At 48.3% G+C, this 23,404-nt stretch carries 17 protein-coding genes and 2 pseudogenes; 15 read left to right on the top strand and 4 right to left on the bottom strand.

The features are described 5' to 3' along the window. The first annotated feature begins 19 nt into the window (after nucleotides 1-19). From OIN60_RS05795 to OIN60_RS05770, 6 genes and pseudogenes are all read left to right on the top strand, one after another. Nucleotides 20-895: a DUF4007 family protein gene (locus tag OIN60_RS05795; RefSeq protein WP_305753904.1), complete on the top strand. Its 876-nt coding sequence runs from the start codon at nucleotides 20-22 to the stop codon at nucleotides 893-895. After that, nucleotides 895-4,233, top strand: a complete 3,339-nt coding sequence (locus OIN60_RS05790) for a DUF6079 family protein (RefSeq protein ID WP_305753903.1) — start codon at nucleotides 895-897, stop codon at nucleotides 4,231-4,233. The genes OIN60_RS05795 and OIN60_RS05790 overlap by 1 nt, the downstream gene beginning before the upstream one ends. A 34-nt stretch (nucleotides 4,234-4,267) precedes the next feature. After that, entirely contained in the window at nucleotides 4,268-5,068 is an 801-nt protein-coding gene (locus OIN60_RS05785; protein ID WP_305753902.1) for a phosphoadenosine phosphosulfate reductase domain-containing protein, read from the top strand. An 86-nt stretch (nucleotides 5,069-5,154) separates the two neighbouring features. Beyond that, a complete protein-coding gene (locus OIN60_RS05780; protein ID WP_305753901.1) occupies nucleotides 5,155-5,550 on the top strand; it encodes a L5-gp82 domain-containing phage-derived protein in 396 nt (131 codons plus the stop codon). 100 nt (nucleotides 5,551-5,650) lie between these two features. Further along, the gene (locus OIN60_RS05775) at nucleotides 5,651-6,124 is read left to right on the top strand and encodes a phosphorothioated DNA-binding restriction endonuclease family protein (RefSeq protein WP_305753900.1); all 474 of its coding nucleotides are present in this window, start codon (nucleotides 5,651-5,653) and stop codon (nucleotides 6,122-6,124) included. 662 nt (nucleotides 6,125-6,786) lie between these two features. Next, nucleotides 6,787-7,041: pseudogene (locus OIN60_RS05770) on the top strand (KGG domain-containing protein); the annotation flags it as partial. Nucleotides 7,042-7,188: 147 nt separating this feature from the next. Here OIN60_RS05770 and OIN60_RS05765 read toward each other — a convergent pair. Together OIN60_RS05765 and OIN60_RS05760 are read right to left on the bottom strand one after the other, a co-directional pair. Continuing rightward, the gene (locus OIN60_RS05765) at nucleotides 7,189-8,565 is read right to left on the bottom strand and encodes a DUF2252 domain-containing protein (protein WP_370872388.1); all 1,377 of its coding nucleotides are present in this window, start codon (nucleotides 8,563-8,565) and stop codon (nucleotides 7,189-7,191) included. A gap of 96 nt (nucleotides 8,566-8,661) precedes the next feature. Beyond that, nucleotides 8,662-9,000, bottom strand: a complete 339-nt coding sequence (locus OIN60_RS05760; RefSeq protein ID WP_305753899.1) for an ArsR/SmtB family transcription factor — start codon at nucleotides 8,998-9,000, stop codon at nucleotides 8,662-8,664. A gap of 124 nt (nucleotides 9,001-9,124) precedes the next feature. Here OIN60_RS05760 and OIN60_RS05755 point away from each other — a divergent pair, with 124 nt between their 5' ends. The 8 genes and pseudogenes from OIN60_RS05755 to OIN60_RS05720 all read left to right on the top strand — a co-directional run. Next, complete coding sequence (locus OIN60_RS05755; protein ID WP_305753898.1) at nucleotides 9,125-10,525, top strand: MFS transporter; 1,401 nt, start codon at nucleotides 9,125-9,127, stop codon at nucleotides 10,523-10,525. 208 nt (nucleotides 10,526-10,733) lie between these two features. Continuing rightward, on the top strand, nucleotides 10,734-12,443 hold the full coding sequence (locus OIN60_RS05750) for a methyl-accepting chemotaxis protein (RefSeq protein ID WP_305753897.1): 1,710 nt from the start codon (nucleotides 10,734-10,736) through the stop codon (nucleotides 12,441-12,443). 240 nt (nucleotides 12,444-12,683) lie between these two features. Beyond that, entirely contained in the window at nucleotides 12,684-12,962 is a 279-nt protein-coding gene (locus OIN60_RS05745) for a hypothetical protein (protein ID WP_305753896.1), read from the top strand. Nucleotides 12,963-13,134: 172 nt separating this feature from the next. Next, nucleotides 13,135-14,103 (top strand): GDP-mannose 4,6-dehydratase, encoded by a 969-nt coding sequence (gene gmd, locus OIN60_RS05740; protein WP_305753895.1) that lies wholly within the window; start codon nucleotides 13,135-13,137, stop codon nucleotides 14,101-14,103. A gap of 5 nt (nucleotides 14,104-14,108) precedes the next feature. Then, nucleotides 14,109-15,041 carry a GDP-mannose 4,6-dehydratase gene (locus OIN60_RS05735; protein ID WP_305753894.1) on the top strand — a complete coding sequence of 311 codons (933 nt, stop codon included), beginning with the start codon at nucleotides 14,109-14,111 and terminating at the stop codon, nucleotides 15,039-15,041. Nucleotides 15,042-15,265: 224 nt separating this feature from the next. Continuing rightward, nucleotides 15,266-15,679 carry a MarR family winged helix-turn-helix transcriptional regulator gene (locus OIN60_RS05730; RefSeq protein WP_305753893.1) on the top strand — a complete coding sequence of 138 codons (414 nt, stop codon included), beginning with the start codon at nucleotides 15,266-15,268 and terminating at the stop codon, nucleotides 15,677-15,679. Nucleotides 15,680-15,759: 80 nt separating this feature from the next. After that, on the top strand, nucleotides 15,760-17,523 hold the full coding sequence (locus OIN60_RS05725; protein WP_305753892.1) for an ABC transporter ATP-binding protein: 1,764 nt from the start codon (nucleotides 15,760-15,762) through the stop codon (nucleotides 17,521-17,523). Beyond that, a pseudogene (locus tag OIN60_RS05720) lies at nucleotides 17,522-19,273 on the top strand (ABC transporter ATP-binding protein); the annotation flags it as partial. The gene OIN60_RS05725 and the pseudogene OIN60_RS05720, both read left to right, overlap by 2 nt. Nucleotides 19,274-19,472: 199 nt before the next feature. Here the strand turns inward: OIN60_RS05720 and OIN60_RS05715 are convergent. Next, nucleotides 19,473-20,129, bottom strand: coding sequence for an FMN-dependent NADH-azoreductase (locus OIN60_RS05715; protein WP_305753890.1), 657 nt, complete (start codon nucleotides 20,127-20,129; stop codon nucleotides 19,473-19,475). Nucleotides 20,130-20,570: 441 nt separating this feature from the next. Continuing rightward, a complete protein-coding gene (locus tag OIN60_RS05710) occupies nucleotides 20,571-21,962 on the bottom strand; it encodes an MFS transporter (protein ID WP_305753889.1) in 1,392 nt (463 codons plus the stop codon). Between the two features lie 185 nt (nucleotides 21,963-22,147). On the opposite strand from OIN60_RS05710, the gene OIN60_RS05705 reads away from it, so the two are divergent. Further along, complete coding sequence (locus OIN60_RS05705) at nucleotides 22,148-23,116, top strand: AraC family transcriptional regulator (RefSeq protein ID WP_305753888.1); 969 nt, start codon at nucleotides 22,148-22,150, stop codon at nucleotides 23,114-23,116. Nucleotides 23,117-23,404 lie beyond the last annotated feature (288 nt).

The raw sequence follows: 23,404 nt of genomic DNA, 5'->3' as shown, positions 1-23,404 counted from the left end.
GAAAGGATGAACTCGCATCATGAAATTCGGACATCATCAAAGTTTTTATTTGCGGGTGAATTGGCTGTCCAAAGCGATAAAAATGACGCAGGAAGATCCAAGATTTTTCTTTGAGGAATTCGCGTTCGAGAGAGTCGGACTGGGCAAAAACATGGTTAAGTCGCTGCGATATTGGGTCGTGGCTACAACCGTTATGGAAGAAGGCAAAAACGAACAGCGTCAATCGATTCATCGATTGACGCCATTCGGCCAGCTGTTATCGCGCCACGACCGTTTTGCCCGACTTCCACTGACGGCTGCCGCGCTGCATACCGTACTGGCCTCCAACAAAGTAAGTGCGCCGGCCTGGTACTGGTATTTCAACGAGTTCAATCAGCGAGCCGCTTCCAATGAGGGAATGCTGGCCGCATTAGCTAATTGGGCTTCGCTTCATCATAGCCGGCCCGTGTCCATTCATACGCTGAAGAGGGATCTGGACTGCCTTAAGCTAATGTACACTGCGCGGGCCCGCAACAATGACGATCCTGAAGATATTGTAACCAGTCCGTTAACGGGGCTGGATTTGCTTCTTGAATCCAAGGAGCAGTTCATCAAGCGTACCCCGGAGAGACTGCAGTTGGAGCTTGATGCGCTGTACTTCGCGTTGCTCCGCTACTGTGAGCTTAATCAGGTGGACAGTGTGACGCTGGAGGAGATTCTGGTCAAACCACTACTGTGGGGAAAGCTGTTTCATTTGTCGACTCATCACATTCTGGAAGCGATGGAGATGCTCCAGGCAAATTCCGATTATCCTGTGAATCTCGTCCGTACGAATCAACTCAACGTCTTGAACATAGAAACAGAAGATCCATACGCATTCTTGGAGAAGGCCTATGAGCGGAAGGCGGGCTATTGATGAAAAAATATCGTTCCAGCATCCATATGCAATTCGACTTGCCCGACCCGCACTTGCTGGATCGGTATGTGCTGACGCTATCCCATAGCAAAGTGTTAAACGGAGTTCTGGAGGGAGTGTCCGGGCAAGGAGACAAGCATTCACACTTATTGATCGGACCTTACGGGACAGGCAAATCTCTCGTATCCACAATCATCTGCCAGTTATTGTCGCGTCAATTCTCGCATGAGTGGAGCATGAATCTGCAAGGTCAAGCGGAGCGAATTGACACACAGTTGGCGCACATGCTTCGCCGCATGAATGGGAGTCCAGTCACCTATATACCGGTATTAATTAGCGGGAAGACCGGAAATATATCCAAGATCATCAATCAAGCTATCCATCGCGCTCTGCATCAAGCGGGTCTTCACATCGTCACGCCGAATGAAGCGTTAGCGATACTCAGTACAGTGGATCGTTGGAAGCAGTCATACTCGGAAGCGTACAACGCATTTTTGCATTTTTTGCAGGAGAGACCGATTGAAGAAGCGGAATGGCGCAAGCAGATCGAAGCATGCCATGAGGAACTGACACAGCAATTTATCAATTTCTATCCAAGCGTGACGGCCGGTACGTCATGGTCATATAATCATGAGGCTTCCTTCATTGAAGAGCTTGAGTCGGTGTCCAAGGAACTGGAAGCGAGGCAGCTGGGGCTGTTCATTGTTTATGATGAGTTCGGCTGGTTCCTGCAGACGCTTGATGACGTGAATTCAACCCCTAATATGCGGGATCTGCAAGCGCTCGCCGAGTTTGCCGATCGGGCGAATAATGTACATCTGCTATTAGTCAGTCATAAGCATATTCGGCAATACGCCACCAATAGCCGGGAATCCATAAGATTGGAATTTGAAAAGATCGAGGGACGCTTCCGCCATTATACGCTAGAGAACGATGCCGGGACCTACTTGCATCTGGCGCAAGAAGCGCTGCGCGACATTAATGGGGCCAACTTGGGGGGGACAGCCGATTTTGAGACAGCGGATTCGTTAAGAGGCTTCCCTTTGTTTGGCGATTTTACTTCCTATCAGTTGGAGCAAGGGTTGCTCACAACACTGTATCCGGTTCATCCGGTTGCGGTCATGTTACTGCCGCAGCTTTCCAATATTTATGGGCAAAACGAGCGTACGTTGTACTCGTTTCTGTCCGATCACGAGCGCGACAGCCTACGCGAGCATATACAGCAGCATGACGGTTATTACTATGCTGATCGACTGTTTCGTTTTTTTCGATTGGACACGGCAGACATTAAGGAACAATCGGCTTTGGAGCTTTATCATGCCGTAATACCTTACATAGATGGCGAAAGCCTGATGCAGAAGCGTATTGTGGAACTGCTGACCATGTGGGCCGAAACCAGGCTGACTCAGAAACAACCCGTTACGATTCCATTCCTCGCATTTGCGCTTGGCATCGAAGACGTTGCAGTCGAGAACGAACTGAACCGGTTGGTCGAGGCTAAGATCGTTCGATACAACAGCGTGAGAGGGCAATGGGAGCTATTTAACGGAAGCTCGATCAATATAGAGGATCTGATTGCAGAGAAGCTGACTTCATCCTCACTCACAACCCGCGAGGGGATGGATATTCTGGAGCGCCATCTGCCGTTATCGTTTATTCTTCCTTATGATTACAACGACGAAATGGATATGCTTCGTTACGCGGATATCCGATTTGCAGATATTGCGGAGATGAAAGCTTCCCAAGAAAAAGAATGGCCGGGCGATGATCGAATCTGGTTCGTGGCCTATGAAGATCAGGATCGGAAAGACGATCCGGATGCTGTTATGCAAGAGTTGGGCCGATCCTTCTTGGTTGCATTTCCCTCCTTTTCAATGGAAACAGTGCTTCCCTATGTGCTGAAATTTAAAATAACGGAACACTTGCTGAATGATACGGTGCTGTTGGCGTTAGATTCCCGGTTGAAGAACGAGCTTCTGTTCATACAGGAAGAAACAAGCCTGATGATTCAGGCTTTTGTCGACCGATATTTTGAGTTTGCCAAGCTGGAATGGCGCTCGGGGACGGAACGGGTGATGGTGAGAGACTTGCACGTTCTGGAGCGAAGACTCAGTGATCGGCTGCTGCATAAATATCCTCATACTCCGGTTATTCGCAATGAAGCGTTCAACCGGAACCGGATTTCTGCGATCCAGCGACGGGCGGTCACAGATGTTATTGATCGCCTGATCCAGGATCCGTCGGAGCCTGCACTTGGCATTGACGGCCACGGCCCGAACTATTTGATCTACGCGACGACTTTGAAAAATAACGACTACCACATCGATAGGGACGGAGTCGTGAATTGCAACGGAACGCTTGAAGCCATCCGGCAAGGGTTGATGCAGCAATTGTATCGGAAGCCGATCGGGAAGTTGTCCGAGCTTATCGGGATGATGCGAGAGGCGCCTTACGGCATCCGGTCATCGGTCGTACCGCTTCTGTTCGTTGCCTTACTCAGAGATCGGTGGGAGCAACTGCTGTTCTATTCGCATGATATGATGATCTCGCATTTGAGCGGTGTCTCTATTCTGGAAATGGTCGAGCTGGCCGATTCGTTCGAATATCGGTATTACGACTGGTCTGTTGAAGAACGCAATCAGTTGCTGGAAGCGGGCAGGCGATTGGAGCTTCCTGACGAAGCATGCAACAGCTTCATTCAAGCGTCCGAATCGCTGTTGCAATGGCTCCGGCAGTTGCCGAAGTTTGCACAAATTTCGCAGCAGCTTTCACCTGAGACGCTTCGAATTCGCGATCGGATCAGGTCAACAGAGGTGGACCCTTATACCTACATGAAGGAGCTTGTCATAGATCTGGATTCGCTGGCGGAAGCCAAGGAAGAAATGGAACATTTCATGCAGCATAACGAACGGGAGCTGGCGCAGCGCATATTGGCCTTAACAGGACAGCACTCTTTCGTACGCTTCTTCGAAATCTTCAATCAGAGCCGCGAAGAAGCAATCGAGAAGAATAGCAAGCTGATGACGCTGCCGGTAACGGAGGATCTGACGGGGATCATCGATCGAATGGCGGAGCATCTCGTAGGGGTCGCGCGAGCGGACTGGTCGGATTCGACACAAGAGCTTTTCCTGAGCCAAGTCAAATATGAGTGGGAGCTGTTCAGGGCGGGCAGTGAGGTGGCCGCTGTCGTTGATATGACCGTCGATGTGAACCAACCCTTATCGAAAAAAACGCAAACGCTCTATATCAACGTAAAAAATATGTTGAAATACGCCGGGAGAGACGTTTCAACGCAAGAAATCAAACAGCTGCTGGCCAAACTGATCTACGAATTGTAACAGATTTAATGAGATAGAGGAGAGGAGCTATACGATGACGACGCGCAAACCGGTTCATGTCGCTATGTACAGCGGAGGTGCTTCTTCCGCTTACGTCGCCCATCATATGGTGCAGACATATGGAAGAGAAAACAGCATCTTGTTCTTTACGAACACGTTATGGGAGCATGAAGACAATTATCGATTCATGCATGAAGTCGCCGATTACTTGGGTATGGACATTACTTACCGCACCGACGGCAGAACACCGGAGCAAGTCTTCTACGATTATAGATTCATGGGGAATTCGCGGCTGGCCAAGTGTTCCGAGGAACTGAAAGTCAGGCACACCGTTATCTTCCTAGAAGAACTGAGAAGTGAACACGGACTCGAGCCTATCTTGTATTTTGGCATTGGTCGGCACGAGCAGCATCGCGCGGTCAATCTGAAAGAGTTCTACGCCCATGTTCCGCTTGAACCGGTCGAAACGAGATTTCCGCTCATTTCGACGTTCCGGGAGGAAATGGATGCCAAACGAATTATAGAGGAACAATGGGGCATTCGGTTGCCTATCATGTATGAGTTAGGTTTCTCGCATGCCAATTGCGGGGGCAGATGTGTCAGAGGCGGATTCCAGCATTACGCCCACTTGTACCGCACTTGGCCGGATGTTTACAGGGAACAGGAAGAGATGGAAGAAGAGTTCAGGCGTCATTTTGATAAGGATGTCACGATTCTGAAGCGTAACGGAGGCCCTTATACATTGAGGGAATACCGCGAAACTTTGGAGAGAGAAGGCATTGAGCATTATTTGAGGCAAGCGGATGATACGGTGCCTTGCGTCTGCGCGATATAAAGTTATTAATATTTGGTTAGCTTGGTTATAAAATCGCAAACTCTCCGCATACTAATATAGTAAAACTACTAGTTAGGATGAAGCTTATGCGGAGAGCGGCGGAACGATTTGTTGTAGAGGATGGTCAGTTAGTATTGATTGCGTTCCATTTGCACAAGCGATGTTTCTCGGTGCGGCTTGCCACAACTCGTAAAGTGGCAGGCTACACGGACCGGATCATTGTTCGCGATGTGCGGTTCCCTGTTTCTTCTTCCGGAAGAATGCGCGTACTGCGCGAGCGGAAGAAGAACGTGCACGCTTTTGTGAAAGGGAAATACGAGCAAGACATAGATAGTCTATCGCAATTGCAATTGCGTGAGGCGTACTATAATCCTTACCAGGTTACGGGCTTCGTGGATCGGGAAACGGCCGAGCCGCTAAACTATGCCGATATCGCCGTATGTGAGGGTGGGAAAGTCTATTATTGGCGCGCTAATCGTTAGCGGTACTGAGCGTATGTAACTTGAACCTATAGGTTCAAGTTATTTTTTTGTGCATGTTTTCTACTGGATGGGTTTGATATATTCGGTCTGGGTGATGACCGTGCATTTAACCGAAAAAGAATTGAAAGAGCGAATTGCAAACTTGAACGTATGGAAGAGGAGGGGGCAGACAGCTCCGCATAAACCATTATTGCTGCTGCTCGCTCTCTCTAAGCTCCAGCATGGCGAGAAATGTTTGACTTATGAAGGAACGCGCAGCAAACTGAAAAATCTACTGATAGAATTCGGTCCGCGACGAAAATACTACCACCCTGAAGAACCTTTTGTACGGTTATCGACAGATGGCCTATGGGAGTTGAACAAATCGGTGGATAAAAGCGGAATTTCAGACAGATTGTTAATGTCTGAAGGTATCAGCGGCGGATTTACCCCGGATGTACTTCGTTTGCTGGATGAGCGTCCGGAACTAATACAGGAAGTGGCAAATTTGATACTGTATGACCATTTTCCAGAAATGAGGCATCAGGACATTTTAGATGCGGTCGGTTTGAACGTGGCAATATCGATAAGATGAAGACGAGATCCAGGCCCACCGCCAATAGCATCGGAAAAAAGTGACCGTGACAGGTTGCTTTTTTCTGTGTGGATATGCCGATCATTAGTGTAACTTATCAAGGATATAGTAGTAGCCTCTGATACCTCGGCTGCAGATGTAATGGTATGGACGGTAAAGATCGGTTTTTGGTAGATGGCATCGATTACAGAAAAAACTTGGCTTTCACGTATACTGGAGACTATATACTTGTTGAGAGGTGAGGGCATGGATCAAGCAAAACCTCAATGTGCCTGCTTTGTTTGGCACAACGCAGAATGCCGTATTCAACCAGCTTTTGCCGCTTGAATAACTTACGTGATCCTAAAATGGCTGTATGACCATTCAAAATCGTTTATTATTCCTTGCAAGACCATGCCGTTCATCCGTTTCACGGAACAAATACGGCATAATCATTTGCAAGTCGAATGGGTCATTGCCATGACTAAAGTGCCGGTAAAGCACGTTTATTTGTTGAGCCTTCTTAACCCAGTTCATCAACAGACGTGAAAACTATGCTCTCTTAGATGAACAGCATGGCCCTCGGCTCCGGGATAAAACTCTGCTGTGTTTCGTTCTCCAGAGGGCGGGTAATAAATGAACGTGGCGCTAACCACACTACAAATTCAGAGGAGTGATAGAACATGGCGCATAACCAAAATGGCAGAATGAGTCGAGAAGAAGCAGGCCGAATGGGCGGGGAAGCCACTGCTCGAAATCACGACAAAGAATTTTATCAGGAAATCGGCCGCAAGGGCGGGGAAGCTACCGCTGATTCCCATGACAAAGAATTTTATCAGGAAATTGGTGAAAAGGGAGGCGAGGCTACGGCCAAATCACATGGTAAAGAGTTTTACCAAGAGATCGGCCGTAAAGGCGGCGAATCGCGCGGTGATGATCGTTGATTCCATTGACGTCTCCTAAATGAAAAATCGAAAACCGGACCGGGTAAAGGGCTCATCCTTACCCGGTCCGGTTATTTTCTCGAAAGCAGGACCTTTTTTTGGGCAAGCAGCAGACATTTTGTTTGCCACAGCTCTGTTTTCTTATATTTGTACGAGCTGCTCTTCTTCAGGCTTTGCCTGTTCTGCAGCATACTGTCCGACCCATTCCAGGAAGAGGGCATAATCCGTCTCAACCTGGTCCGCATAAGCGGCTGACCATTGGGAAATATGGCGGCAGAAGGTATCTCTGTCGGGACCCATGGCTTTGACAATTTCGTGCTCACTATGATAGGTCAAAATGCCGGCGTCAACGTCCGCATCCGCCCGGGCGTGCATTTTGGCAGTAAGTCGGCCCATCAAAGCGACAATTTGCTTCATATCGTCCATGCTTTGTATATTCTCAAGCTTCAATCTTTTTTTATAAGGAGATCTTTCTCGAACGTAGAAATGACGGTCTTCAATAGTAAGAAAGCCAAGGTACTCGTCCGCTTCATGATGCATTGCCTGCTGTGTAGCGGTGACCCGCTTGCCCTGATGACCGAAGGACTGCCAGAAGGACTCCGAATACGGCATGAAATAAGCGGGTACGGGAATACGCACCTCTTTAACCTCGAGCACCGTATCATCCGTGCCTTCTTTCTCCATGCCGCCTTCAATAAGCACATAATAGCGGTCAAGACCGATGGAGGCGGTTCCTGAGCCGTGCTTCACGGCAATATCTTTAATCCCGTAATGTTCCTCGCTGTGCTTTTTGCCCCGGAGAGTGTCCTGATAGAAGGCCCAGACCTGCTCCAGTCCGGTCTGTTCCTCTTCTGTTGGTGCAACCAGCTCGCTTGTTTCGAGAAATACGCGTTCAGTCTGCATAAAGGCTGTTACTTTTTCCAGGAAATGCTGCTGTTTGCGCTTCTCAAGCTTGCGGAGCAGCTTTTTTACCGGGCCCTTGGCCGATTGCTGATCTACGATAAATGCTGCCGGATCGTCCTTGTGAGCGGAGAAACGATGCATTTGCTTGTAGTAAGCACGCACATACTCTGACACGCTCAGCAATTGTTCTTCTCTGCTGTATCCGAGCTGTCTTCCGACTAAGGCTATGCTTACGGACATCCGCAGCAGATCATACAAGTAGGAGCCGACATAGCCTTCATCAAAATCGTTGACATCATAGACGATCTGTCCCGACTCGTTCCGAAATGCCCCGAAGTTCTCGAAATGGAGATCCCCTTGAATCCAGGTAGGACGTTCAGCGGAGGTATGGTATGGGAAATAGTGGCGGGTGGCGTCGAAATAGAAGAGATAGGCGCTTCCCCTATAGAAGGAAAAGGCGCTCTGCGACATTTTGCGATATTTCTCGATTCGCTTAGGCTCTTCCAGATTCATAAGAGAGCCGTCAAATTCATGAAAAACAGAATGCAGCAATTCCTTGCGCAGCTTTGCTCTTGTGCGTAGTACTCCTTCGGTTATAGCGGAAGTCATTCCCATATGGCAAGCTCCTTTAGGGCTTTTTTCTTAATCATAACTTCTCACGGCTGCGGGTGCAAAAAGTATTTTAGAGTGAACACCGGTGAGCATCATGTATTATTCTTTCTCATCTGGCTGCAGGGTTTGACCTGAAGACTCGTATGCTTTCAGTATGGAATCAAGCAATCCCGGAAAACGGTAATCCAAATCTTCTCTCCGCACCGAAATCAAGTGTTGCGTCCCTTGGATACGCGTAAATGTCACCCCTGCCTCACGCAGCGTTCTGACGTGATGGGATAAGGTGGATTTGGCGATCGGCACATCGAAGTAGTTGCACGGATTTTCGCCGTTACGGCTAATTTGAGAGACAATATATAACCGGATTGGATCACTCAGAGCGTATAACACGGAAGAAAGCTTAATATCCTCCCGGTTCGGATGATGCAGCACTTTCATCTGACAATCCCCTTTGAGAAGAAATTTAATACATAATCTCTAATTGCATTTTAAATGATGCCATGCTATATTTCAAATGTTCGATTACATTCGAACTATAAAATTAAAGAGTGGGTGAAATTAAATGAAGGCAGCATCAACTGATGTTACCTCTTCCATTCCTGCAGAGGGCGATTTGAAAAAAGAAGGTGTGCTGACGCTGCTGCTCGGGCTTGCCGTTGTTCTGGTCATCATGAATACGTCCATGTTTAATTTGGCTCTGCCAGACATAGCTGATGCATTCGGACTCCCGGATGCGGTTGCTTCCCTAGCCGTAACAAGTTATTCCATTATGTTTGCCATTTCTTCCATCACATACAGCCGGCTTTCGGATTTTGTGCCGCTCCGGCGTTTGCTCGTGATCGGATTGCTTATCTTGGGGCTTGCCGCTTTGGGCGGACTATTCAGCACAAGCTTCTGGCTGCTGCTGACCATGCGTGTACTTCAAGCGGCCGGAGCCGGAGCGGTGGTGTCACTCTCCATGGTGCTGTTCACCCGCTATATTCCTATTGAACGGCGCGGCAAAGCCATGGCCTTCATTATGTCGGCTGTTTCCCTGGGCCTTGGTCTCGGGCCGGTTGCTGGCGGTGCCATTGTTGATTTCTTCGGCTGGCGTTATCTGTTTGTGATCACCGCAATCAGTCTGGTGCTTGTCCCGCTTTTCTACCTTTTTATCCCTCGGGAAGCACCGACGCGGGGTGTTTTTGATACGCCAGGAGCCATCTTTATTGCTGCCGGCACGACCGGTGTGCTTCTGTTCCTGACGAACCATTCATGGATCGCGCTTGCGGTGGGAGTTCTGGGCATGGCTCTATTTGTCCTGCGCATCCGCTTTGCTTCAGATCCGTTTGTCCAGCCGTCCCTGTTCGCTAATGCTTCTTATACGGCTTTATCGCTGGTAGGCATTCTTTCGTATTTGTGCAGCTTTGCTACCTTATTTCTGATTCCGCAAATTCTAGTGCATCAGTTTGCGTTTAGCGCAAGCCAAGCCGGTTTTATCATCTTCCCCGGCTCCTTGTTGGCCATAGTTGCTTCCCGCAAGGTCGGTTCCATCATTGACCGGCATGGCAATTTGGCGATTCTGCGCTACGCGCCGCCAATGGTGCTGCTCGCAACGATTCTGTTCGCTTTGCTTGCCGGAAATTCATGGATTTCCATCTTATTTATCTATTTGCTGAACAGCTTGAGCTTCTCTATGCTGTCAAGCAGCGTGTCCAACGAAATTTCCCGGATTCTGCCCAAATCGCAGGTTGGCTCTGGCATGGGTCTCTTTCAGCTACTGCAATTTTTTAGCGGTGCATTCAGCGTAGCTCTGGCATCGAGCGCTATGGAATGGCAAAAAGGGCTTTCGCTCTCGACCGCGTATTCCAACATTTTCTGGGGGCTGGTGGTCATGGCTTTGCTGTCCATTATCTCGTCTTATGCCTATTTGCGCGGCACCAAGCTGCTGGAAGCCAATAACAAATCCGGTTCGCTTGAAGTCTAAGAAACATCGTTCTCGAAGCGTCTCAGAACACGAAAAGGGGAGTCCCAGGGTCAATAGATCTTACGGGACCTCCCCTTATTTGCGTCTTTTTTTGAAAAAAAGTGACAAACACCACTGCATTTCCTTCGAAAACAGATGTAACGTGCCGATAATAAAGCATGTATTCCTTGTCAGGGGAGCGGCATCTCCTGAAAGTGGAGAAACATTTATGATGAGAAGGAGCTTCACTATGCGCACCATTCGTATTGGCACCAAGATCAGTCTGATCGTAATCGGCATGTTTCTTGTTTTTTCTATGATGATTGCCTTTGACGTGATCGGAGAAATGGAGAAGGGCATTAAAACCTTCGCAACAGAGAAGGCAAAGCGGGACCTGCAGATGACTGATAAACTGATCGGCTACAAGCACCCGGGGGATTGGCAGATCCGGGACGGGCAGTTGTATAAAGGTGATACCGTAATGAACGGAAATTTTGAGCTGGTGGATGAAATCGGAGAAGCATCGGGCGATACAGTCACCATTTTCCAGGCGGACGAGCGGGTTGCCACGAACGTCATGATCGATGGGGAAAGAGCTGTAGGCACGAAGGTGTCTGATACAGTGGCGGACTTGGTTCTGCACAACGGAGAGCAATATTACGGCGAGGCGGTTGTCGTCGGAAAAACCTATCAGGCGGCCTATCAGCCAATCAAAAATACGGGTGGAGAAGTCATCGGCATTTTATATGTGGGTGCGGAGCAGTCTTTAATCGATGTGATCGTATCCTCTTTTCTGACGAGATTTTTCATTGTTTTTTTGATTGCCATGGGCATCGCGATAGCCGTGATTCTGTGGTATATTCGTAAATTCACACGCCGGATCGGTCGGGTATCCGAAGCCATCCGGCAGGCCGGAACCGGTGATTTCACACATACGGTTACAGACACGGTGCAGGACGAGATCGGCCAACTGGCTGGCGGATATAATGAAATGAAAACCAATTTGCAGAAAATTATAAGCAATGGCATGCTCGCCTCGGAGCAGGTTGGAGAATCCACGCGTTTCCTGCTGCGCATCGCGGAGCAAACGGCCCAGGAATCCGAACAGATCGCTGCCTCCATCGCCCAGGTGGCCACAGGAGCGGAGAGCCAGACCCACAGTACACAGGAAAATCTGGCGGCGGTAGAAGAATTCGCAATCGGCATTCAGCGTATTGCTGAAAAATCGACAGAGGTGGCCGAAGCGGCTGTCTCCTCCAAGGAACAGGCCGAGACAGGCGGACGGTCCGCCCATCGGACAGTGGAGCAGATGTCGAGCATTCATGATTCCGTACGCTCTACGGATGCAGCGATCAAGTCATTGGAAATGAAATCGCAGGGGATCGGTGAAATGGTGGCCGTCATTCAAAATATTTCGAAGCAGACTAACCTGCTGGCGTTGAACGCTTCTATTGAAGCGGCGAGGGCGGGAGAGCATGGACGCGGCTTCACCGTTGTATCCACTGAGGTACGCAAGCTGGCGGAGGAGTCGGCTCGGTCTTCGGAACGTATTGGAGAGCTGGTGCATGCTATGGAAGTGGAAATGCGGCAATCCATGGAGGCGATGTCATGGGTGATGCTTGAGGTTCAGGACGGATTGCGGCTGACTCATGAGACAGAGCAGAATTTTAGGCATATTGTAGAGATGAACGGCCATATCGCTGGCCAGATTGAGGAGATGGCGGCAACGACCGAGCAAATGTCTGCAGGAGTGCAGCAGGTGGCCGCTTCGTTTAACGAGATTGCACAGATTGCGAAGGTGGCGAGTCATAACTCCCGCCAGGTTGCGGCTTCAGCGGAAGGGCAGCAGCAATCCATTAAGCAGGTTACCTCCTCCTCGGAAGCCTTGTCCGTGATTGCCACTGAGCTGCAAGAGTCCATGGGTCAATTCAAAATCTGAAGATGATGAGATGAATACAAGCTTACAAGCTGACTAAGGAATAATTATCCTTTATTTATCCCATCCTAAGCTTGCACTGGATTCCAGGCTGCCCGTGTTGGGCCGGAGGCTGGCGCATGGCCCTGTAATATGTTATGTTAGTTTCAGCCTGTGCCATGAAGGACGGGATATATTAGGTGAGCGCCGTCGTCCATATACAAAAAGTATGCCAAACAAGTCATAATGAGGAGTTGAAATGTAATGAGTGAGAAAGTGAATGAACTGGATCTCGTCCAGTTCATAGCGGAACAGACCAACATCGATTCCAAGAGCATTAGGCTTGTATTAAAGCATGAGCAGGATTTTATCAATTATGCCCAGGCGGATGTCAACGGTGACGTTGACGTGGACGGAGATGAACTGGTGGAATATGTCTTGAGCAGACCGGATGTGGATTTGGATGAACTCACGGTGGAGACGATTCTAGATACGGAAATGGACTTTTTCATGGACCGGGGCTATGCGGGCTATGAAGATTAAACTATAAATCAATCGATTCAATCCAAAGCTCTTCAGCACGCTGAAGGGCTTTTTTATCATGTCCGGAAGGAAGGGTCCCTGCCTGGTTTATGGATACTGCCCGTTCGCTCTCCATTTTCTCCGCTTCTGCATACGATATCAGATCAAAATCAAGATTGGAGAGATGAGGAGCATGGCTAAAGTTGCCCTGATTACAGGGATTACGGGTCAAGACGGATCGTACCTGGCTGAGCTTTTGCTTGAAAAAGGATACAAAGTATTCGGCCTGCGGCGCAGAACAAGCACCCCCATGATGGGGAATATTGAGCATATTAAACATGAGATTGAGTTTATTGAAGGGGACTTACAGGATCAGGGCTCGCTCATTCAGGCCATTAAAAAATCCAATCCGGACGAAGTGTACAATCTCGCCGCGCAATCCTTTGTGGCAACTTCATGGGAGCAGCCGGTTTTGACGGGGCAAGCGACGGCCATCGGCGTAACGAACGTGCTGGAGGCTCTGCGCGCAGCTAAACCGGAGGCCCGCTTTTATCAAGCTTCCAGCAGTGAAATGTTCGGCAAGGTCGTCGAAACGCCGCAGAGGGAATCAACCCCCTTCTATCCGCGAAGCCCGTATGGGGTCGCTAAGGTTTACGGGCACTGGATTACGGTGAATTATCGGGAAAGCTTTGACATGTATGCTTGTTCGGGAATCTTGTTCAATCACGAATCGCCGCGCCGCGGAATTGAATTCGTTACGCGCAAGGTAACGGATGCAGTAGCCAAAATCAAGATGGGCGTGCAACGCGAACTACGTATGGGTAACCTGGATGCCAAACGCGATTGGGGATTTGCGGGAGATTATGTTAAAGCGATGTGGCTGATGCTGCAGCAGGATCAACCCGAAGATTATGTCATTTCGACCGGCGAAACTCATACCGTTCAGGAGCTTGTTGAAATTGCTTTTCGACATGCGGGGCTGAACTGGGAAGATCATGTTGTCATTGATCCCCGCTTTGTTCGCCCGGCAGAAGTGGACTTATTGCTGGGGGATAGCTCCAAGGCTCAGCAGAAATTGGGCTGGAAGCTGGAGGTCGGCTTTGAAGAGCTAGTGACAATGATGGTCGAGAGCGATCTGCAAAAAATCAAAGTGTTGGTGTGATTGGAATGAAAGCGTTCATAACCGGGGCCAGCGGATTTGTCGGTAGTTTCTTGACCGAATCATTATTGAGCAAAGGCTTGGATGTTGTGGGGATAGCCAGGTCAAAGGGCTTTGTGAACGGACAGGAAAGTGCAGAATGGCGTTGTGATGTGCTGGATGCCGGGCGTCTTGAAGCTATCCTGCGATCTTATCGCCCCGACTATGTCATTCATCTCGCAGCTCCCGCCTTTATCCCCGCTTCTTTAAAAGCGCCCAAACCAACTTATGAAATCATGTTTCAGGGTACATTGAACCTGCTGGAATGTGTGCGGAAATTGGGGTTGGATAGCAAAATTCTTTATGTGAGCTCGGCCGATGTGTACGGTGATTCCCGAAAAGCGACTTTAACGGAAGAAGACCCGTGCAAGCCAATAAATCCGTATTCTTCGGCTAAGGCATGCGCTGAACTTATGTGCCAGCAATACTTCCATTCATATGGGCTTGATGCAGTGATGGCCCGGCCGTTCAATCATACCGGTCCGGGCCAGTCGAAGGATTTTGTGTGCTCGGATTTTGCCGCCCAAATTGCCGGTTTGACTGAATATAGTGAGAAAAAGCTCTACACCGGAAACATAGATGTTAGACGGGATTTCCTGGACGTAAGGGATGTGGCGGAGGCCTATTGCAGACTATTGACGGATGGCCGCAGCGGAGAGATTTACAATATCAGCTCCGGTTATGCCGTATCGATACGTGAAATCATCGGTTTATTGTTTAATCACGCAGGAATTGCCGACTATGAAATCGTCCAGGATCCGCAAAAAGTAAGAATGCACGATATTGCCGTTCGAGCGGGGGATAGCTCAAAGCTCAGGCGAGACACCGGCTGGCAGCCCAGGCATTCCCTGTCGGAAACGATTCAGGAATTGCTTCAGCATTGGAAAGAACAGCTGCATTAAAAATTGCAGACGGCGTTTCTTCCGGGAAATCATCTTCATTCCCGGCGGAAACGCCGTTTTTTGCAGTTTCTCACAGTAAAAAAATGCTGTTCCGCATTCAGTCATCGGGAACGGGGACACCGAGCTGGTGGAAAAGAAAGGGAGTTGGAAGTATCTGTTTGACAAAGCATCTAACATTCATTATTATCTTATAGTGTAAGATAAATTATAGAAGGTGTATTCCATTGGATTATAAGGCATTAGCGACAGAACTCTTCGATTATGTTACCCAAGCGCGTAAACCGCCATTTGATGAGCGGGGACAGCATTTCTCGCGTGGGGAGATGGGAATTCTCATTTGCTTGAATTTTAATAAAACCGGGGTCACCTCCGGGGAATTGAGTGAATACTTGTCAGTCAGTACGGGACGGATAGCGACAGCGCTGAAGAGCTTGGAAAAGAAGGGGCTTGTTGTGCGCCGGACTGATATAACTGACAAACGCAAAGTGATCGTATTTATTACCGATTCCGGCAAACAATTTCTGATCGACAGGCATAACGAGGGCATTGCGTGGACAGAGAGAACTCTTCGTAAGCTAAGTGAGGAGGAGGCTAAGGAATTTGTCCGTCTGGTAAAAATCATCGTCTCTAAATGCTGAATTCAAATGCAGTTCACTCCTGGGCTGCATCATATTTTTGCCAAATATCTTACACTATAAGATAAAAGGAGAACAAATAGATGGTGAAGATTTTCAAGTATCTCACAAAGAATGAATGGCTGCTCGTATTTTTTAGCCTGGTTTTCATCGTTGCACAGGTATGGCTTGATCTGAGGCTGCCGGATTATATGGCGGAAATTACGACCAAGCTGCAAATGGAAGGGTCAAGTTTATCGGAATTGCTGATTCCCGGCGGTTATATGCTGCTGTGTGCTGTAGGCAGTATGATCGCCTCAATCATTGTCGGTTATTTCGCTGCCAAGGTGGCGGCAGGATTAGCCAAACGTCTGCGCGCCATGGTCTTCGATAAAACCTTATCGTTCTCCATGGAGGAGATTAACGGCTTTTCGACCGCAAGTCTGATCACCCGCTCCACGAACGATGTTACCCAAATTCAAACCGTGGTTGCCATGGGGCTACAAGTAATCATCAAGGCACCGATCCTGGCCGTTTGGGCTATTGTGAAAATTGCGGATCAAAACTGGCAGTGGACCGCCTCCACGGGGGGAGCCGTAGCTGCCCTGATCGTGATGCTGAGTGTGATCATTATTTTCGCTTTGCCGAAGTTTCAACGGATTCAACGTCTGACGGACAATCTGAACCTTGTCACCCGTGAAAATCTGACCGGACTGCGGGTAGTTCGCGCTTATAATGCAGCGCCGTATCAAGAAGCCAAGTTCGAGCAGGCGAACACGGAATTAACGAAAACCAATCTGTTTGCCAACCGGTTAATGGCGATGATTGGCCCGGGCATGACCTTTATTATGTCTGGCTTGAGTGTTGCTATCTATTGGATCGGCGCTTACCTGATTAACGCGGCTGCCGTGCCGGACCGCATCACCCTGTTCTCGAATATGGTCGTATTCTCCTCTTACGCCATGCAGGTGGTCATGGCCTTTATGATGGTAAGCATGATCTTCATTATGATGCCTCGCGCTTCTATTTCCGCCAAACGGATTATGGAGGTCTTAAATACCCAATCCCAAATTGTGGACGGTCATCAAACGGCTGGGGAAAGCGGCGTTGTTGGCCAGGTGGAATTCCGCAATGTCAGCTTCAAATACCCGGACGCGGAGGAGCCTGTGCTGCGCAATATTAGCTTTACTGCCAGAAAAGGTGAAACGGTGGCTTTTATCGGCGCTACAGGCAGCGGCAAAACAAGCATCATCAACCTGATTCCCCGGTTCTATGATACGACCGAGGGAGAGGTGCTCGTCGATGGTGTCAACGTCAAAAGCTATACACAAGCAGCGCTTCATAACAAAATCGGTTATGTTCCGCAGCGAGCTGTACTGTTTAGCGGCACGGTGGCCTCCAACGTATCGTATGGTGATAACGGAAGTGCCGGAGCTTCGGAGGAGCTTGTCGAAACAGCCGTCGGCATTGCGCAAGGATCAGAGTTCGTGGAGAAAATGGACGGTCAGTATGAGGGACTGATTTCACAAGGAGGAGCGAACGTGTCCGGCGGACAAAAGCAGCGTCTATCGATTGCCCGTGCCATCTACCGCCGACCGGAGATTTATATCTTTGATGATTCCTTTTCAGCGCTTGACTACAAGACAGACCGCATCCTGCGCTCTGCTCTCAAAAAGGAAACCGACCAGGCCACGACGCTCATTGTTGCGCAGCGCATAGGCACTATTAAGGATGCCGACCGGATTATTGTATTGGAGAATGGAGAAATTGTAGGAAATGGCACGCATGAAGAGCTGATGGACAGCTGCAGCACTTATCAGGAAATCGCTTATTCGCAGCTGTCGAAGGAGGAACTCGTACATGGATAAAAAGATAAATTTCGGCAAAACCATCAGCCAGCTATTGTCCTACAGCAAAGCTTATGTACCGATGATTATACTGGCTTTGCTGCTCAGTTTGCTCGGCTCTGCCTTCAACGTGATAGGTCCTGATAAGCTCAGTGATATTACGAATCTGATCCAGCAAGGAATCATGACAGACATCGACCTGGATGCCGTGCAGAAAATTGCTCTTATACTGGTTATCCTTTACGGACTGGGTCTTGTTTTTAACTATTTTCAAGGTTTTATCATGACCACGGTAACCCAGCGCATTACGAAAAAGATGCGGACCGAGCTGTCCCGGAAAATCAATCATATGCCTTTGAAATACTTTGATTCTACGAGCTACGGTAATGTTCTGAGCCGTGTGACCAACGATGTGGATACCATCGGTCAAACGTTGAACAACAGTCTGGGGACGCTGGTTGGCGCGCTTGCCACCTTCATTGGTGCCCTGATCATGATGTTTTATACCAACTGGATTATGGCTATCACCGGAATTGCCGCTACGTTGATCGGTTTTTCATTGATGACCGTGATCATGAAGCATTCGCAGAAATATTTTATTTCACAGCAGGCAGAGCTTGGCCAAATCAACGGTCATATCGAGGAAGCTTATGCGGGTCATAACGTAGTCAAGGTATATAACGGGGAAAAGGAAGCCAAAGAGGTATTCCATAAGATTAACGGCCGTTTATATACCAATGCATGGAAAGCCCAGTTCATGTCAGGCCTGATGATGCCGGTCATGATGTTTATCGGGAATCTCGGTTATGTCGCGGTTTGCGTCGTTGGCGCTGTGCTGGTATCCAATCATGCCATAACGATAGGTACGATTGTGGCCTTTATGGTATATATTCGCCTGTTTACACAACCGCTGTCCCAATTGGCACAGGCTGCAACCAATCTGCAATCTGCGGCTGCCGCCAGTGAACGGGTATTTGAATTTCTGGATGAAGAAGAATTGGCAGACGAAAGCAAGAAGACAACGAAATTGGAAGATGCCAAAGGGGATGTTGAGTTTAAAAATGTCCGTTTCGGCTATAACGAAGACCGTATGATTATCAAAGACTTCTCCATGACAGCCAAAGCCGGACAGAAAATTGCCATTGTCGGTCCGACAGGTGCAGGCAAAACCACATTGGTGAATTTGCTCATGCGATTTTATGAGCTGAACAGTGGAGAAATTTATATCGATGGAACTCCCATCAGCCAATTAACCCGTGAGAATGTTCATGATTTATTCTGTATGGTGCTGCAGGATACCTGGCTGTTTGAAGGAACCATTCGTGACAATATCGTATTTTCCAAAACGCATATAACCGATGAAGAGGTGGAAGCCGCATGTCAAGCGGTGGGGCTGCATAGCTTTATTAAAACCCTGCCGCAGGGCTATGATACAGTGCTGGATGACAAAGCCAACCTCTCCGCAGGCCAGAAGCAATTGATCACCATCGCAAGAGCGATGATTGAAAATGCGCCCATGCTTATTCTGGATGAGGCCACAAGCTCCGTGGATACACGTACGGAATTGCTGATTCAGCAAGCGATGGATCGTCTGACCGTCGGTAAAACCTCCTTTGTGATTGCCCACCGTCTCTCGACGATCAAGAATGCCGACCTGATTCTGGTCATGAAAGACGGCGATATTATAGAAATAGGGAACCATGAAGAATTGTTGGCCAAAGGCGGCTTCTACGCCGATCTGTATAACAGCCAGTTCGAGAATGCGTCGTAGGGTGATGGGAGCCGCTCCGAGAACGAAGCATTCCTGCAATCGCTGTTGACCCTTCGGGCCAAAGGCGAACGCTGCGCTTTTCCGGAATTGCTTCGTTCTCTCCGCTGATGCGTGCGATCACCCATATGATGCGGTTAAGGGGAAAAGAGGAAGAGATGTTGATCGAACATCTCTTCCTCTTTTTGAAGATACCAGAAGCTTATTTCGTCCCTTTCAGATTACTCGATTGTGCAAAGGAGGCAGCCGCAGCCTCGGCCTCTTGGAATGCCTTGGCCAGAAGCTCATCTCTCTTGAAGAAGTAATTCCCCTGGGCACGGATGATTTGATAATCAACCCCCATAAAGGTAAACATCGATTTCAAAAATTTATGGGAATACTCGACTTCGGCGTACCAGTCCTGGTTCGTATAGATTCCGTCGCTCGCCTGAATGACGAGCACGTTCCTGCCGTCGTTTAGCAGACCAACCGATCCTTTATCTGTATAGGCGAAAGTTTCTTTGGCGATCAGAATGTTATCCATGTAGTCTTTTAGCTTCGAGGGGACATTAAAGTTATGCAACGGCATGGCTATGACGTATTTTTTGGCACTTTTGAACTGCCGCATAATTTCTGACATACGGGAAGCGAGCAACTGTTCTTCTTCAGTCAACCGCTCGTTTCTCTTCATTTTTTCCTGCGTACTGAGGAAGATGCGATCAATGCAAGGAATGTAGTCCTGATATAAATCAATTTGTTCAACAGGGCCTTCCGGATTATATTTTTTATAGGTTTCCAGAAAATGACGAAGCACGATCAAGCTTACGGATGAATCGGCCTCCACTTTTGGGTGCGCATTAATAACGAGTAATTTTTCCAACGTGTATCTCTCCTTTGTTTTCATATGTAAATAAGACAATTCACGGTTTGATTCTGTGACATACACAAGCGACTACCTTCCAAAACCGGAAAGTAGTCGCTTTTCATGTTATCAAAACAGGCGTGTTGATTAACCAATTATTAGGGCATTATTATTCTTGCATCAATCCAACAGTAAGGAAATGGCGACCCTCCATTCGAGAGAAAGCTGATCGAGAAGGAACAAGCGGACGAAAGAAACAATCGCGAGCGATTTGCACTTGATGATGGATGACTTGATACTGCTATGCAACCATTGGAGAAGAACAAAAGCAATCACGGCAGCGAATAATATCAGCTTCAGTAGAATAATCAAAGAGTCAGGCATACAGTAAAGTTACCTGGCTCTTTGCATTTTGGATGTGGGTGTTACAACGACCCTTTATCAAGAATCTATTAATGTTTATTTTCGAGCAGGTTGGCGCGATGGAACAAAGCAGAACCACACCGCAACAAGAGCTAATGTAGCAAATACGACAGACCCCAATAGGGAGTCCGATATAGCATGTGCGAATTGCATCTTTGAAGATCCCGAACCGATAGCTGCTTCAAATACGGTTATGAGTACAGCCAAACCTAACGAGGAACCGCTGTGATGCGCGACATTAATCAGACCCGAAGCTGCACCGTTATCTTGAGGATCCACATCTGAGAGACCCAGAACGGTAAGCGGTTGGATGGCCATTCCGACGCCAATGCCGATGATGGCCAAGAGGATGAACATTTGCGGAAAGAATTGAGCTTGCACGGAGACGCTTCGGCTCATCCAGAGTATACCCATGATGCCGAGCAGCAAACCGGCTATCAGGACTTTCCTATTTCCATAACGTTGCACCAACCCAGGTATTAGATACATCATCCCGAATTGGGCGACTGTAAACGGCAGGAAGGCTAATCCCGCTTCAAGCGAGCTGAAACCAAGGACGTTTTGCAAATATTGAGGGATAAAGAAAAAGAGTGAAAAAGTCCCGCATAATAATAGGAACCTTCCAAGATAAGCCCCGGACCGCTGGCGGTTCGCAAACAATCGGAGAGGGATGATCGGCTCAGCCGCTCGAGATTCAATAAAAACGAACGCAACTAACAAAACAATCCCGGCTGCAAGTGAAATCCATGTTTCGGGTTCCCCCCAACCGCGATCGGCAGCTTGAACAAAACCGTATACCAACGCAGTCATGCCGATTACGGAGACAATTGCACCCCAAAGATCAAAACGTCCGGTCCTCGTACCTGTTTGCTGAATAAACCTCTGTATCAAATACAGCAATGCAATTCCAATGGGTACATTGATAAACATCCCAACGCGCCAGGAAATAAAATCAGTGAAAAATCCGCCAAGAAGGAGACCGACACTGCCGCCTCCGCCCGCAACCGCGCTGTACATCGCAATCGCCCTAGCACGTTCCTTCGCCTCTACAAAACTCGCTGACAGCAATGCTAGTGCAGCAGGTGTTGCCAAAGCCGCCGCAAAGCCTTGGAATGCACGGGAGACAAGCAAAAATTCAGCTGTCGGCGCCAATCCAGCCAGCATAGAAGCAAGCGAAAATAATCCAATGCCTACACTAAGCATTCTTCTGCGCCCCATAATATCCCCTGCCCGGGCACCGAGCAACAAGAAACCGCCGAACGGCAAAATGTAGGCATTTTGGACCCAAGTCAAGCTGGTTGCCGTCATATGCAGCGACCGACCGATTTGAGGTATTGCCGTAACCATAATGGAGGAGTCAAGCACAACGAGAAGTTGACATGCGATGACAATTATTAAAATAATCCATTTCGACTGTTGCATAAACATGTTCCTTTCCTTTTAGAAGATACTGTTCTGATGAATATTATGGTTGGAATGAGCGGAAGGAAGTAGACCGTTTCTGCTTAAAATTTGCCTAAAGCTGCAAGTTGCTTTTTTTTACATAGTTCAATTGCATTGCAATCTTTTTTAGTGGCGGTATAATTTAGATAAGGATGGGGGGGGTGGAATACATGTGGGAACAAGGTCTGGATAGCCGAACTATCAATGGAAAGAGCATTTCTATTCATAAGAAAGCGTTGGATCAGCTCATTGCCATGACGGATCGGATTACCCTTGCGGATGGACGGACGCCAACCATCGTTCCGTTTCTTTCCATTGTTAGAAGCAGTCGCGAGACGCTGCGAAGTCCAGGTGTTTTGACGCCTTCTTTTTGTCTGATCCTTCAAGGGACTAAGAAGATCTACCTTGGTCAAGATATTTTGCATTACTCAGCGGGTGATTATTTGGCGTCGCTGATCGATATGCCGGCTTCCTCCCAAATCATCGGCGCTACGGAACAATCGCCTTATATCAGTTTGCGTATCGATTTTACGACGCAAGAAATCGCTTCTGTGGTCATGGAGGCGGAAATCGTCATGGAACCCAAAGGGAAAGATCTGCGTGCCGGAGCCTTCATCGGAAAATCGGATGCCGAGCTGCTGGACATATTTTTGCGGTTACTGAAGTTAATCGATAAGCCTAAAGAAGTTCGATTTCTGTCCGAACTGATCAAACGGGAAATGATTTTCAACTTACTGTCAGGAGATTATGGGCACTTATTTTTCCAAAAGGTGTTCTTTGATCAAATAACAGACGGAATCGGAAAGGCGCTCCATTGGATCAAAGAAAATTACGCAAGCTCTTTTACCGCCCAGGAACTTGCAAAATCCTGCAACATGAGTACCTCCGGACTGCATCATAAATTCAAAGCGGTAACGACAATGGGGCCCTTGCAGTATCAGAAGCAGCTCCGCCTTCTTGAAGCAAGGCGCCTCATGTTGAGCGGTCCCGTGGGGGCAACGACGGCGGCTCTGAAAGTAGGCTATGAAAGTCCGTCGCAATTCAATCGGGAATACCGGAGGTTTTTTGGTCTGCCTCCTCTGCAAGATATCAAAGCGGTGCGGAAAACTTCTTACGCTGGGGGATTCGAGGATAGTTAGTAAATCATGGAACGATAATAGCGGAGCCGCGCGGGTTTACGGGCTCCGATTTTTAATTTATTCTGGAATCACAGCTGTAACAAGTTGCCTGTGGGCATGCTGTTGCAGCTTTATTTTTGACCTGATTTAGAGTGATTAAGAGTTCGTTCAAATCGATTTTTCATAAAGACTCGGCTTCAGAGAAGAAATTCTGCTTCCAGAAATGGAATATATACTGGACCAGGACTATAGAGAAATGGTTGGTTAGGAAGAAACTGACAAAATTGCTCCAATTGTTGATAAATTTAG

The organism is Paenibacillus zeirhizosphaerae (assembly GCF_030705605.1).
GTDB classification, from domain to species: domain Bacteria; phylum Bacillota; class Bacilli; order Paenibacillales; family Paenibacillaceae; genus Paenibacillus; species Paenibacillus zeirhizosphaerae.
Note: the sequence above shows the minus strand (reverse complement) of the source record. Positions and strands in the feature narration are given on the sequence as shown.

Bases quoted from the DNA above. Each gene is read 5' to 3' on its own strand.
- OIN60_RS05795 (WP_305753904.1), top strand. From the start codon at position 20: ATGAAATTCGGACATCATCAAAGTTTTTATTTGCGGGTGAATTGGCTG.
- OIN60_RS05790 (WP_305753903.1), top strand. From the start codon at position 895: ATGAAAAAATATCGTTCCAGCATCCATATGCAATTCGACTTGCCCGAC.
- OIN60_RS05785 (WP_305753902.1), top strand. From the start codon at position 4,268: ATGACGACGCGCAAACCGGTTCATGTCGCTATGTACAGCGGAGGTGCT.
- OIN60_RS05780 (WP_305753901.1), top strand. From the start codon at position 5,155: ATGCGGAGAGCGGCGGAACGATTTGTTGTAGAGGATGGTCAGTTAGTA.
- OIN60_RS05765 (WP_370872388.1), bottom strand. From the start codon at position 8,565: ATGGGAATGACTTCCGCTATAACCGAAGGAGTACTACGCACAAGAGCA.
- OIN60_RS05760 (WP_305753899.1), bottom strand. From the start codon at position 9,000: ATGAAAGTGCTGCATCATCCGAACCGGGAGGATATTAAGCTTTCTTCC.
- OIN60_RS05755 (WP_305753898.1), top strand. From the start codon at position 9,125: ATGAAGGCAGCATCAACTGATGTTACCTCTTCCATTCCTGCAGAGGGC.
- OIN60_RS05750 (WP_305753897.1), top strand. From the start codon at position 10,734: ATGATGAGAAGGAGCTTCACTATGCGCACCATTCGTATTGGCACCAAG.
- OIN60_RS05745 (WP_305753896.1), top strand. From the start codon at position 12,684: ATGAGTGAGAAAGTGAATGAACTGGATCTCGTCCAGTTCATAGCGGAA.
- gmd (WP_305753895.1), top strand. From the start codon at position 13,135: ATGGCTAAAGTTGCCCTGATTACAGGGATTACGGGTCAAGACGGATCG.
- OIN60_RS05735 (WP_305753894.1), top strand. From the start codon at position 14,109: ATGAAAGCGTTCATAACCGGGGCCAGCGGATTTGTCGGTAGTTTCTTG.
- OIN60_RS05725 (WP_305753892.1), top strand. From the start codon at position 15,760: ATGGTGAAGATTTTCAAGTATCTCACAAAGAATGAATGGCTGCTCGTA.
- OIN60_RS05710 (WP_305753889.1), bottom strand. From the start codon at position 21,962: ATGTTTATGCAACAGTCGAAATGGATTATTTTAATAATTGTCATCGCA.
- OIN60_RS05705 (WP_305753888.1), top strand. From the start codon at position 22,148: ATGTGGGAACAAGGTCTGGATAGCCGAACTATCAATGGAAAGAGCATT.